This is a genomic window from Planococcus sp. SSTMD024, from assembly GCF_041320495.1.
In the GTDB taxonomy this organism is placed as follows: domain Bacteria; phylum Bacillota; class Bacilli; order Bacillales_A; family Planococcaceae; genus Planococcus.
Window position 1 is genome coordinate 1,018,352 of the sequence record NZ_JBGGNS010000022.1, and the last position, 13,098, is coordinate 1,031,449.

Consider the following 13,098-nt stretch of genomic DNA (forward strand, 5'->3'; position numbering starts at 1 on the left):
AATGGGGTTTAGCGTGTGAAGGATTTATTTTTTGAAAAAAATTACGGCCGATTGTACGAAGTGATCGAGAATGGCAGGTGCGAAGTGTTCGAGTTTGAGCATCCGCTTGGCCGTGTGCATCATCAGTTTATCCGCCGTGAGATTCCGATTTCCGTAACAGGTGGACCATATTTCGACATTGTCACTCCGTATGGTTACGGGGGGCCGGTCATCAAAAAATATGCAGAAGGCCAAAAAGCCCAATTGGTGGAGGCATTTGAGCAAGCTTTCGGAGAATATTGCGCAGAACACAGTATCATCAGTGAGTTCGTCCGGTTCCACCCGGTCATCGACAATGCACTCGATTTTGAAGATTGCTATGAGGTGCGTTATTTGCGCGAGACGGTGGGGACCAATCTGGCGGCTTACGAGGACCCGGTCCAAAGCGAGTTTTCCAAATCGACACGTAAAAATATCCGCAAGGCGCTTGAGGCGGGTGTGGTTTACGAAATCATCGAAAACCCTGAAAGCCTGGGTGAGTTCAAAGACATCTATCATGAAACGATGAATCGCAATAATGCGGATGCCTATTATTACTTTGAGGAAGATTATTTTACGGAATGCCTTGAACATTTTGCAGAGAATATCGTTTTGACGAAAGCGGTCTATGAAGGGAAAGTGATCGGGATGGGCTTGAACTTCACTTATGGGGACCGTATCCACACGCATCTGTCAGGCACTTTGAGCGATTACAACCATGCTTATCCCGCCTACGTGCTGCAATACGCGCTGACGGTTTGGGGGAAAGCAAACGGTTATCGGCTGATCCACGACGGCGGGGGGAGGACCAACGACCCGAACGATAATTTGCTGATGTTCAAGAGGCAATTCGGGAAAAATACCCGATTCGATTTCTATATTGGAAAGAAAATATGGAACAAGCCGGTCTATCAGAAATTATGCGAACTCAACGCGGCAGATGCACCGACCGATTACTTCCCTGCCTACCGCTGCAAAAAACATTTGGAAGCGAGCCGCGTCTAACCGGCGCATGATGAAAGGAAGTGGACCCATTGAATGACCTGTTTTTTGAAGAAGCTTACGGTAAGCTTTACGAAAGGATGGAACATGGGATATGCGAGGAATTCGTGTTCCAAAGCGCATACGGCGAAATCAGGCATCTGTTTATCAAACGCGAAATCCCGATGATGGTGCACGGGGAGAGATGGTACGATGCCATCACGCCCTATGGCTACGGAGGCCCGCGGATCATGCGCTGTGCGACAGGCTGCCATTCCGATTTGGTCACTGCTTTTGAGCATGCTTTCCGTGAATACTGCAAGGACCAACGCATCGTCAGCGAATTCGTCCGCTTTCATCCGATCTTCGACAACGCTCGCGACTTTTCCAATTGCTACGATGTCACGTTCCAGCGTGAGACCGTCGGGACGACACTGGACGGTTTTGACGATCCGGTTGCGTCCGAGTTTTCGAAATCCGCCAGAAAAACTTTGCGCCGTTCGCTGAATGCGGGCGTCACCTGCCGCATCACCGTAGCACCGAGCGACTTGAACCGTTTCAAGGAGATCTATTACGAAACAATGAACCGTGTCCATGCCGATTCCTATTATTTCTTTGACGATGGGTACTTCGATAACTGCCTATTGAAGTTCGCCGATAAAATTGTCTTGGCTGAAGCCGTTTACGAAGGGCAAGTGATCGCTGCAGAGCTGCATTTTCTCTATGGCGGCATCCTGCATACGCATCTTTCGGGCACCATCCACGATTTCCATCAGCTGTCGCCGATCTACGTTTTGCAATACGGCGCAGCACGATGGGGAAAAGAGAACGGCGTCAAGCTGATCCATGCAGGAGGCGGGCGGACAAACGACGAGGAAGATCCACTTTACAAATTCAAGAAAAAGTTCGGCCAGCACACGGGCTTCCGTTTTTACACAGGCCGGAAAATCTGGAACGCCGAGATTTATGAAGAACTGTGCAAAAAGTCCAGCGCCAATTCGGACGAACCATTCTTCCCAGCGTACCGGGCGAATGCCAGCAAGCAATTAAGCAGCGTATGAAACTACATGAAATCACCAAGCGCCCGCCGTATTTCTGGCGGGCGTTTTTTTATTGTCTTGTTGTTGAGGGAGGTTTTTGTGTAGGTGAAAGTTTAGTGGGAAGTATTTTTTCCGCTTAGAGAAGTTCAATTGGGTTTGAGAGCGAGCTGGATGTTTCATTGATCTTTAGCATCACCAAACAGCCGCCTCCCGCAATGAGCAGATGTGGGAGTAGTGTTTTTCCTGCAATACTCGAACATTTTGAGCGTTGAGCCCGGGTTTGTGCGCGGTTCGGTTGATAGATATCGTCGAGGTTTTTATGTGACGCAGTATCTCTGTTCGTCGATTCATCCACTGGTTGGTGACGGTTAGTTGGACTAGCGAGCGATAAGGATGATTCATTGATCTTTAGCATCATCAAGTAGCCGCCTCCCGCTTGGGGCTGGCCTCCCGCAATAAGCCAAGAAGAACGCTTGTCTCATTGCTTCGGCTCGCCCGTAAGCGCGGTTCGGCTGATAGATTTCATTGGAGTTGGTAATAGACAAAGTATGTTATTTTCTCGTGTTCATCCGCTGGTGTTGATGCTTAGCTGGACATGATCAAGGTTGAACAAACCTATTCACACTAATTTCGAAGCTACATGAATTTCATTCCTTCTCTAAAGCTAGAGGTGGGGCGGAAAGGGGCGAATGGATGGCGAGGGGAAGCCGAGTCCATACATTTGCGAAGCTTGAGCATGGCGAAAGTTGAGCAACGCTTTTCATATCATGCTCGACCATAGAGAACCTAAGACCTTGGACTGAGCGCTAGCGAGGGAAGCGGCTGAAGCCGGCCCCCTCAGAAAGCGTCCCCTTGAAGCGCAATCTCCTCCCCACAAAAACTTCGACTGTAAGCTTCCTGATTAAAATATTTCGAATTATCCAAAGCTTTTTCGAAACGCCTGAACAGTTTAACCCTCTTTTAACCTCCGCCCCATAGGATTAACAACAACAGGATTCCGTCCGCGCCAAATTCCAAGGAGGATCGCTGCCGCAAACAGATGGCCGGATCAAATGATATGCTGCATCACTGCTTCGGGAGCGGATCTTGGCTTCCAGAATGAACGCAAAAGAGGTTGAAACTATGGAAAAAACAGTCATCGCCATCATGTTCGTCGTCATCATCACGAAAGTTCTCGGCTTTTCACGGGACATCTTCCTATCGTTTTTCTACGGTGCCGATGGATTGACGGACGCCTACTTGATCTCGACCGATATCCCGACAGTGTTCTTTGCGTTTATCGGCATGGGCATCGCCGCGAGCTACATCCCGGTCTACACGAAAATTCGCGAAGAGCGGGGCGATGTAGCGGCGGAACGCTTTACCGCCAATGTCACCAATGCGGTCATGCTGCTATCGACGGTGCTGGTCGTCCTGCTTTTGGTGTTCCCGGTGCCGATCGTCAAACTGTTCGCCTACGGTTTTGAAGGGGAGACGCTGCGCATTGCGGTGCTGTTCACGCGGATCATTTCGCTGACGCTTTACTTCACCGCCTTGATCTTCATTTTCACCAGCTACCTGGAAGTGAAGGACCGATTCCTGCCGACGGTGCTGAGCGGCTTGCCGCTGAATGTGCTGCTGATCACGACGATTGTGGTTAGTTCGAAAATGGACATCATGATGCTTGCCATCGGTACGGTCATTGCAGTCATTGTTCAGTTTTTGTACATGGTGCCAGCCATACGCAAAAGCGGCTATCGCCATCAAATGGTACTGAATCTGAAAGACCGTGATTTGAAGCAGATGATGATGCTCGCGATTCCGGTCATCATCGGGGTTTCGGCTGACCAAATCAATATCCTGGTCGACCGGACAGTCGCATCCCAGCTCGCGGAAGGCGGGATTTCCGCCTTGACCTATGCACACCGCATCGTGTTTTTCGTCCAGGCAATCTTCGTGCTGGCGGTCGTGAAAGTGATGTTCCCGAAAATCTCGAAATTGGCTGTCAGAAAAAACATGGAAGAGTTGAAAGATGTCGTCGGCAAGATCATTACGACGGTGTCGTTGATCGTCATTCCCGCTGCGGTCGGCATGATGATTTTCTCGCGGCAGATTACGGAGCTGCTGTTCGGGCGCGGGGCGTTCGAGGAGCGGGCGATTGCGATGACAACGGGATTATTGTTCTTCTACGCGCTGGGCCTTCTCGGGTTCGGGCTGCGGGAAGTGCTGTCGAAAGTGTTTTATTCCTTGGAAGATTCACGCACGCCGATGATCAATGCATTCGGCGCCATGTTCCTGAATGTCGCGTTGAACTTGGTGCTGTCGCGTGTTATCGGGCTGAACGGCTTGGCGCTCGCGACCAGTATCGCGGCGATTGTCAGTACGGTGCTGTTGTATGCATCGCTCGTCCGGAAAATCGGTTCGCTCGACAGTCGCCGGCTTTTGGTCGATTTGTCGAAAGGCATACTCGCCGCGATTGTCATGGGCATCGCGGCAAGAGCGGCATTCACGGTTTCTTTACTGGCGATAGGCGATATTCCGGCATTGTTCATTGGCGTATTGACGGGGGTCATTGTTTATGCGGCGATGCTATGGGCGCTGCAGTTAAGCGATATCGCCTACTACAAGGCGCGGTTGATGGCCTTGGCGAGACGTTGAAAGAAGGGGGTGGGGGTTCATGATTTATGTGCTTGGATTTTTTGTAATACAGATTTTGGCAACGTTTTTGATCAAAGATTTTCTTCCGCCGGGTGATGGATACGGGATGCTTCTCGTCTTTACCGGAATCGTCGCCATTTCCTTGTATTTATACCGCAATTTGAAGAATGAATGGCTGTTCGTCATTTTTGCGGGGTTCGCGGTGCGGGTGGTCATTTTATTCATCGACTTGTATGTTCCGTCGATCGGGATCTTCTCGAGCGGCACGGATACGGAATATTTCCATGAAGTTTCGGTCCTGGTCGCCAATGGCCAATTCCCGCTCGATCAGACCCATACAGTATATGTGCCATTTCTGTCAGGGCTCTACTATATGATCGGGGATCAGCGGGCTTACTCGCAATTCCTCAATATCGCCTGCTGGGTGTTCTCGGCCGTCTTCCTCTTCAAGTCACTGAACTATTTGCAGATCGAGAAGAAATTGAGCTTTATCGCGTTGCTTATCTTCACGCTTATGCCAAACAGTATCTTCATGTCGAGCATCCTGCTTCGGGAAGCGCTGATCATTTTCTTTACGACGGTATCGCTGTATTATTTCCTGCGCTGGATCGGGGAGCGCTCGTTTCTCCAGTTCGGCTGGGCTGTTGTATTGTCGATTCTGGCGATGATGTTCCATACCGGCATGATCGGCTTGCTGCTCGTCTATATCGCTTCATTCGTCTGGTTGGAGCGCGGAAAGATGGGAAGCAAACTTTCTACCCCGCTTATCTACCTGCTATTTGTCGGCGGCATCGCCTTCCTGGTCTTCCAGAACGCCGATGTCTTCTTGAGTAAATTCGTCACCGAAGAAGGCGGAACGGTCGATTACGAGATTTTCGCTGAAGGCGGTTCGGTTTACTTGGCAAGCTTCAGCGGGTTGTCTGGCATAGCGGCATTGCTTGTCGCGCCGTTGAAAATGTTCTACTTCCTGTTTTCTCCGCTGCCGCTCGATTGGCGGGGAGTTGCGGATATCGTCAGCTTCCTGTTTGATTCGAGCGTGTACCTGTTCCTGATCGGTGCTACGCTGTACGGCCTGTTCCGGAGCGAAATGCCGGTGAGGACAAAAATATTCATCCTATTGGTAATCGGGATGACCGTTTTCATCTATTCCTACGGGACGCAAAGTGCGGGCACGGCGATGCGCCACCGCAATAAGATTATCCCGCTATTATTGCTGTCTTACGCTGCAGCGAATAGCAAGCAATTGCTCGAATTCACCAAAACGAAATGGACAGGGAAAAAGGGGGAGAAGGTGGGCTCATGATGGAAAACTTGAAAATCGCAATTGTTGGGGCCGGGGAAACAAGCTTGCTTGCGGCCACAACATTCGGCACCGTTTATCCGGTCATCGTATTCGATCCGGATCGCTCCAAAAAAGCAAGATATGACGAAAACGGCATTGCTTTTACCGATCAAGCCAGTGAACTGGCGGATGCCGGTATCCTCTTGATGACCGGTTCAAAGCGCCCCGTCTATACATTGGATGCGCTTTCGGAGTTGTGCCGAATCGTCGGAAAGCATATGAAAAAAGGTTCGGTGCTCATTTTTGAAGCCCCGGTGTACCCAGGCACCACCGAAGAAATCTGCATCCCCTTGCTTGAGCAGCATTCAGGTTTCACAGCGGGGAAGGAATTTTTCGTCGGCTTTGTCCCATCCAGATGGCAAGGCAATGAACCACAAGGGAAGGTTGCGAAAATGCGCAAAGTGATCGCAGGGCAAAGCGGGCCGGTCACCGATTATCTCGCCGATTTATTCGCACCGATTCATGACGGCGGTATGTACAAGGCGAAATCGATCCGTGTCGCCGAAGCTGCCCAATTGCTCGAAATCGCCCAAAAAGAAGTGAATATCGCATTGATGAATGAAGTGGCGCTGACCTTGAACCAGCAGGGAATCGACACGCATGACGTATTGGAAACCGCCAATACGAAGCGGGGATTCATCAAATTCGAACCGGACCTCCTCGGGGATCATCCCGTGCCATGGCATGGAGTGGATCAATTCTGGTGCAAAGGGGAGCAGAAGGGGAAGCAAGTGGCGCAGCGGATCATCAAGAAGTTGATCCAGAATGAAGTCATCATCCACGAAGCACGCATCACGGTGCTGGGCGTCACGAAAGAAGACAGGACAAGCGATGTGCCGGAAACGGGGGTGCTCGAACTCGTATCGGAGCTTCAGGAATACGGCATGGATGTGCAGGTCGCGGATGCCAGGCTCGAACAGGGCCAGGCAGAATGCGTAGGCGGTGTTTTATTGACAAGGCAGGAGGAATTGCTTCCAGCGGTTTCGGTCATACTCGCAGTGCCGCATGAAGCGTACCGGAAACAAGGGTGGAAGTTATTCGAGCGCTTGCTTGAAGGCAAGGAAGGCTATGTTTTCGATGTCAAAAGCATACTTGAACGGAATGAGAAACCGGAGAAGGTGATTTTATGGAGAATGTGAGGAGGGGGCAGCCCATGATTATTGGAGATTTCAGTGAAGAAAAAAAGCAGCCGAAGCGCTCGAACGCAGCGGTGAGGTTTTTGGAAGTCGTTATTGCCGCTTTGATGTTATTGGCCTTATCGCCATTATTGCTAGCAGTTGCCATCTTGATCCGCATCGAATCATCAGGGCCCGCCATGTTCAAGCAGCAGCGCGGCGGCCTTTACGGGCGCCATTTCACCATCTATAAATTCCGTACGATGGAGCATGGCCGCGATAAAAAACGCAACCGCATCGATCCATTCGACGGCGACCCGAGCATTACCAAAGTCGGCAATATCCTCCGCAAAACAAGCATCGATGAATTGCCCCAGCTGATCAACATCGTCAAAGGCGATATGTCATTTATCGGCCCGCGCCCGACTGTCACCGACCAGACCGACAATTACAACGACTACCAGAAGCAGCGGCTGATGGTGAAGCCGGGAGTCACGGGCCTTGCGCAAGTAAGCGGGCGCAACAGCTTGAGCTGGGACGAAAAAATTGACATCGACATCGATTACATCAAGCGCAAAAGCTTGCGACTTGATTTGTACATCTTGATGCAGACTGTGGTCAAAGTGTTCCGGACAGAGGAAATTTATGAAAAAAGCTGAGCGGAGGGTAATGCCATGACAACGAAACTGATCCATGCCGTAACTGTTTCGGAAAGTTTGAGCTTTATGGATGGCCAATTGCGCTATTTGAAAACCCGCGGGTTCGACCCGAAAGCATTGAGTTCCAAAGGCCCCGGCTACGAGGCGTTTCGGGCAAGTGAACAAGTGGATATGCTCGAATTGCCGATGGTTAGGGGCATTTCGCCATTCCACGATCTGCAATCGCTTGCCCGGTGCGTCTCGCTGTTCCGGCGGGAGCGCCCGTTAGTCGTCAATGCCAGCACACCGAAAGCCGGCCTGGTCGTCACTCTGGCTGCGCGGATGTGCCGGGTGCCCGTGCGAATCTACACGATGCGGGGGTTGAGGCTGGAGACGACCGCGGGGTGGAAGCGCAGCTTGTTATTGACGATGGAAAAAATCGCTGCTTCTTCTGCGACGCATTGTTTGGCGGTATCGGACAGTTTGCGGGAGCGGGCGGTCGAATTCGGCATTGCCGGTGAAGAGAAAATCAGCGTGCTCGGAAAAGGCAGCGGCGACGGCTTTGATGTTGCGAGATTCCAGGCCACCCCTGAAATTGAGGCAGCCAAAAGCGAACTGCGAGCACGCTATCAACTCCGCAAAGAACATATCGTTCTCGGCTTTGTCGGCAGGCTGACAAAAGACAAAGGAGTCAATGAACTGGTCAATGCCTTCAAACTGCTAAGCCTAGAAAACGAGCAACTGCGCTTGCTCATCGTCGGCGATTACGAAGACGATGACCCGGTGGAAGAGGACGTGAGATGGGAAATCGAGAACAACCCGAAAATCGTCAAAACCGGGTTTCTGCCGGATCCGGTAGCGTATTACCATTTGATGGATATCTTCGTGTTCCTGACGAAACGCGAGGGTTTTGGCAATGTGTCGATTGAAGCGGCTTTATGCGGATTGCCGGTTGTCGCTTCCGATGTCACGGGTGCGCGGAATACGATAGTGGACGGGAAGACCGGTCTGCTGGTGGATCCCGGGAACCTGAAGGAAATCACGGAAACGATTCACAAGTTAATGGCATCCGACAGTTTGCGCGCACGGTTTGGGGAAGCCGGGCGGGAATGGGCAAGCACCCATTTCAGCAACGAAGTGCTATGGAAAGAGCTGGACAGTTTCTATAAAAACTGCCTCAGCGAATCGCTGGTACCAGCCGGCGAATTGAACTAAGGGTTCAGGTCATGCGGGGAAAATCAAAAACAAAGGGGAGTTTCATTTGAAAACATATTATTATATTGCGTCTGCTGGAGTGCTCGGTGTCAAAACGAACATCAAAAATTTTGGCTGGTCATACGGCCATAATGTCCCGGAAGGCACGAGGGAACAATACGAACGTTGCGTGGTCCGCATGCAGGTCGAATTGAAGGAATTCAATGACGATGCCGAACATGAAGCGATGGGGAAATATCATTATTTCAGCGGTAAGCCAGGAGAAGACAAAATCTACTACACACGCAATTACGCCGGCAAAGGACGCATGCGTATCCGCGCGGAAGGGTTTTTGACGGATGAGCCGAAAATCACCGTCAACCGCGCTTACTATAAACTCATCACCCACCGGATCATGAACCTTCATTCCATTGGCTATATCATGACCGATCTTGCGACACTTCTGTTATTGAAAAAAGGCTATGCACCGATTCATTGCTCCGCATTCAAGAAAGATGAGTCGACTTTGACGGTATTCGCTCCGCCGGATACCGGCAAGACATTAAGCAGCATGACGGCTTGCATGGAACACGGCGCCGAATTCATCGCAGAGGATCTGGCCATCACAGACGGCAAAACGATCCATTCCGTTCCGTGGACAAGCACATTCCGCTATTACTCCACGGTCGAGCAGGGCATGGGTGCGAAAATCAAGAACCGCGTGGATAAACTATTGCCGGTCATGGAATACATCAGCTTCAAAAAGCCGGACCCGATTACGGAGTATGTCGGGGAACAATCGATACTCGACCATCAAGTGGTGACGCATGTCGCCATTCTCGAACGCGGAGACGATTATGTCGCAGAACAAACCGAAGCCGTAGCGCTCCAGAAGCTGATGAACTTGAACCGCTACGAATTCAATTATTTGCGCTCGCCGTTACTCACGGCCTATGAATTCTTCAATCCGGAATTGAACATCGACCAGGCACTCGCCAATGAACGCGAAGTTTTGACGAAATTGATCCGGGGCAGCGACAAAGTATTTTCCGTGAAAAAGAATAACGCCACTCATTATGCGAAGGAATTACTGGAACAAATCGGCAGCCCTATTGCATCTGCCCAAGCGGTGCAAGGGGCCTGAAAGGGAGCGGTCCATCATGTCAGCGAAAGTGTTGCACGCCATGACCATTGCCCAAAGCCTGCAATTGGTGAGAGGGCAACTGAAAACATTGGAAACGCGCGGCTATGAAGTGAAAGCGTTGACTTCGGAAGGAAGCTACACTGAAATCTTTGAGCAAGAAGAAGGCGTGAAGGTGCTGCACGTCAATATGGAACGTGAAATTGCCTTGAAAAAAGATCTGGAGTCGCTGTTCGCCTGCATCCGCGTTATCCGCTCCGAGAAACCGGATATCGTCAACACCGGAACGCCGAAAGCAGGGTTGATCGTGTCGCTCGCTGCTTATTTCTGCAAGGTGCCGGTGCGCATCTATAATGTTCTCGGCTTGCGTCTGGAGACAACCGGGGGCATCAAGCGGCAGATTTTGCTGATGGCGGAGAAAATCGCGGCTGCCTCCTCAACCCATATGCTTGCGGTATCGCCGAGCCTGAAGCGGCAGATTGTCGAACTTGGCATCGCGCCTGCCGATAAAATCAAGATTCTAGGAATGGGCAGCGTCAATGGCTTTGATTTGCAGCGTTTTGAACTGGACAGCGAGATGAAACGGCGTGTGGCAGAACAGCGCAAAGCTTATGGATGGACCGGCGAAGAACTTGTTCTCGGCTCGATGGGGCGGATCACCAAAGACAAAGGCATCGACGAAACGGTGCGTGCGTTCACCGAGCTGCACGCGCAGCACCCGAATTTAAGGCTGCTCATCGTCGGGGATTACGAATCGGCGGATGCGGTTTCCGAGTGGACGCGTGAGACGATCACCGATCACCCCGCTATCGTCCATGAAGATTACCAATTGGACCCCGTGCCGTTTTACCATCTGATGGATCTGTTTTTATTCCTCACAAAGCGCGAAGGGTTCGGCAATGTGTCAGCGGAAGCGGCGCTGACGGGCATTCCGGTCATCGCAGCGGATGTGACGGGCGCGCGCGACACCTTACTGGATGGGAAGACCGGCTTTTTGGTCGATCCCGACAGCCACCGGGATGTCATGGAGAAGCTGGATAAGTTGATCAGCGATCCTGAATTGCGCGAAGCGCTGGGAGCAGCCGGCCGGGAATGGGTCCGCCAGAATTTCAGCAATGAAGCTTTATGGGAAGAGATGGACAATTATTACCGGAATTGTTTACTGGAGCGGTCGAGTGTGCTGGGGGAAGCGCAGTGAGTGTTGCGTGCGCAAGCTTGTTTCCTGCTTGTAAACGGATTTTAAGCCAAACGAAAAACCCGGCATTTTGTATGCCGGGTTTTGTTTATGCCTTCATTCTTCCCTTGGGGCGATGCTGATTGGCCGTATGGAACCCCATGGTGCAACGTCGATGGTCACTTGGAGATCGACCGCTTCTTCCAGTTCAGGGCCGCGGCCTTGCTCGACGTAAAAATTCTCCAATTGCGGGGCGACGACACGGCGGTCGTATTTGCTGCCGTTGATGGCGCCGAAAAACGGGCGCTCCTCGATCCGGTCGATGACAGCGTAGCCATCTTCGCCTTCCGTCAAGGTGAAGTAAACGGCGCCGTCGGAAATTCCGGCAGGCGCATCAAGGTCGGGATACTGCAGCATCACGTATTCCCCGTAGAACGGATCGAACGGGTCGTAAGGTTCAGCACGCAATACATATTGATCGCCAAACCAGGAAGTGGCGTAAAAGCTGACAACGAGCAATGCGACAAAGACGGTCTGCAAGGCAGGCATTAGCCATTTCTTCATGTCACTGCACCTTCTTTCTTGCGGTTAAGCCACCAGGCGATGCCCGACAGCACGAACAGCAGGATGGCGCCGATGAGGAAGAACAGCGACATGTCGAGCCGTTCCCACGCATAGATGACATAGATGACGAATTGCACGACGATGAAATAGACGAAGCCCAAAGCGAGCGGCTGGTCTTGGCGCTGGGCGATAATCAAATAGGCGAGCGCGGTCAATTCCGCAACGATGGCTAGGGCGATGGCCGTTTCATCGAAGAGCATGAAGCCGACAAGCCCGAGCACGCCGAGCCACATTAAATGGCGCTCCCGGAAATACGCAAGTGCCAGGACTGCAACACCTGCCGCGGCAAGAGCGATTGATTCAGGCATGGTCAATTCGGCGAAAGCCATATCGCTTTCCCCGCGGATCGCCAGGAACACAATCAACTGGATCCCGCCGACAATCAAGTAGAGCGGTCTTAATAGCTTCTGCTTGTCTTGTGGAATCAATAGCAACAGCAGTGTGAGTGCGAACAATGTCCAAATCGGCACGAGCGGGCTGTCGATGTCCCATAGGCTCCATACGAGAAAACCCGAACCGAACAGCAAGAGCCAACTGAAAATCATTGTCGGCCCGTCTTTGCTCAGGAAGAACCAAGCGAGCGTGACGGCGATGAACAGCAGCCATTCGATCAAGCCGATGCCGGGGGCTGCCGAAGTCAGGATGGTGATCCCGCTAATGAACGCCAATACGGTGAAAGCGGCATGGCGCCAGATGAAGAAATGCGCAATGGCGGCTATGAACAGCGCCCACGGGACGATGCTGGAACCGGTGCCTAGATGGAACGTCTGGCCAGTCACGACTAAACTCGCGCCGAACATCACATACCCAAGCACTTGAAAAATGATGGGGTGGCCAAAATGTTTTTTCTCGGAGAAATGAGCAAGTACATAGAAGATCCACATGAGCAGCACAACCATGCCGACTTTTGCGATCGCCGGTATGGCTTGCCAGTTGGCGGCAATAAAACTGAAGACGGCAAGCGCAAAAAAAATCAAGCCGATGACGAGCAAAAGAGGCAATTTGCGCTTTTTCGGCTGGCGGGTTTCAAACGCCTGGATGCGCTCGGCCGTCTCTTGGTCGATGAGCCCTTCCGCACGCCAGTGGGCGAGTTTGCGTTCCCATTCCATATAGGACACCTCCCTAATTATTAACTGTATTATAAACCTATATTGTCAGAAATGACAGAAAACCTCCCTATTCTCTAGGCCTATT

The 13,098-nt window shown here is 51.6% G+C and carries 12 protein-coding genes; 9 read left to right on the forward strand and 3 right to left on the reverse strand.

Translation table 11 applies throughout. The annotated features are described in order from the left end of the window. The first annotated feature begins 15 nt into the window (after positions 1 to 15). The gene (locus AB9R92_RS13720) at positions 16 to 1,023 is read left to right on the forward strand and encodes a GNAT family N-acetyltransferase (protein WP_370669982.1); all 1,008 of its coding nucleotides are present in this window, start codon (positions 16 to 18) and stop codon (positions 1,021 to 1,023) included. 20 nt (positions 1,024 to 1,043) lie between these two features. Beyond that, positions 1,044 to 2,060 (forward strand): GNAT family N-acetyltransferase, encoded by a 1,017-nt coding sequence (locus AB9R92_RS13725; protein WP_370669983.1) that lies wholly within the window; start codon positions 1,044 to 1,046, stop codon positions 2,058 to 2,060. 115 nt (positions 2,061 to 2,175) lie between these two features. On the opposite strand, the gene AB9R92_RS13730 is transcribed toward AB9R92_RS13725, so the two are convergent. Then, positions 2,176 to 2,460 (reverse strand): hypothetical protein, encoded by a 285-nt coding sequence (locus AB9R92_RS13730; RefSeq protein ID WP_370669984.1) that lies wholly within the window; start codon positions 2,458 to 2,460, stop codon positions 2,176 to 2,178. Positions 2,461 to 3,161: 701 nt separating this feature from the next. Between AB9R92_RS13730 and murJ the strand changes: the two genes are divergently transcribed. Genes murJ through AB9R92_RS13765 form a run of 7 tightly spaced genes read left to right on the forward strand, consistent with a single transcriptional unit; the run spans position 3,162 to position 11,304 of the window. Continuing rightward, positions 3,162 to 4,676 (forward strand): murein biosynthesis integral membrane protein MurJ, encoded by a 1,515-nt coding sequence (gene murJ / locus AB9R92_RS13735; protein WP_370669985.1) that lies wholly within the window; start codon positions 3,162 to 3,164, stop codon positions 4,674 to 4,676. A 19-nt stretch (positions 4,677 to 4,695) separates the two neighbouring features. Beyond that, the gene (locus AB9R92_RS13740; RefSeq protein WP_370669986.1) at positions 4,696 to 5,979 is read left to right on the forward strand and encodes a hypothetical protein; all 1,284 of its coding nucleotides are present in this window, start codon (positions 4,696 to 4,698) and stop codon (positions 5,977 to 5,979) included. Then, positions 5,979 to 7,157 (forward strand): nucleotide sugar dehydrogenase, encoded by a 1,179-nt coding sequence (locus tag AB9R92_RS13745; RefSeq protein ID WP_370669987.1) that lies wholly within the window; start codon positions 5,979 to 5,981, stop codon positions 7,155 to 7,157. Before AB9R92_RS13740 ends, AB9R92_RS13745 begins: the two co-directional genes overlap by 1 nt. A gap of 14 nt (positions 7,158 to 7,171) precedes the next feature. After that, entirely contained in the window at positions 7,172 to 7,792 is a 621-nt protein-coding gene (locus AB9R92_RS13750; protein WP_370669988.1) for a sugar transferase, read from the forward strand. A gap of 15 nt (positions 7,793 to 7,807) precedes the next feature. Further along, the gene (locus tag AB9R92_RS13755) at positions 7,808 to 8,986 is read left to right on the forward strand and encodes a glycosyltransferase family 4 protein (protein WP_370669989.1); all 1,179 of its coding nucleotides are present in this window, start codon (positions 7,808 to 7,810) and stop codon (positions 8,984 to 8,986) included. A 46-nt stretch (positions 8,987 to 9,032) separates the two neighbouring features. Beyond that, positions 9,033 to 10,109, forward strand: a complete 1,077-nt coding sequence (locus tag AB9R92_RS13760; protein ID WP_370669990.1) for a hypothetical protein — start codon at positions 9,033 to 9,035, stop codon at positions 10,107 to 10,109. A 16-nt stretch (positions 10,110 to 10,125) separates the two neighbouring features. Continuing rightward, positions 10,126 to 11,304 carry a glycosyltransferase family 4 protein gene (locus AB9R92_RS13765; RefSeq protein WP_370669991.1) on the forward strand — a complete coding sequence of 393 codons (1,179 nt, stop codon included), beginning with the start codon at positions 10,126 to 10,128 and terminating at the stop codon, positions 11,302 to 11,304. A 93-nt stretch (positions 11,305 to 11,397) separates the two neighbouring features. Here the strand turns inward: AB9R92_RS13765 and AB9R92_RS13770 are convergent, their stop codons facing one another. Together AB9R92_RS13770 and AB9R92_RS13775 are read right to left on the reverse strand one after the other, a co-directional pair. Further along, a complete protein-coding gene (locus AB9R92_RS13770) occupies positions 11,398 to 11,844 on the reverse strand; it encodes a GDYXXLXY domain-containing protein (RefSeq protein ID WP_370669992.1) in 447 nt (148 codons plus the stop codon). Next, a complete protein-coding gene (locus AB9R92_RS13775; RefSeq protein ID WP_370669993.1) occupies positions 11,841 to 13,013 on the reverse strand; it encodes a DUF2157 domain-containing protein in 1,173 nt (390 codons plus the stop codon). Before AB9R92_RS13775 ends, AB9R92_RS13770 begins: the two co-directional genes overlap by 4 nt. Positions 13,014 to 13,098 lie beyond the last annotated feature (85 nt).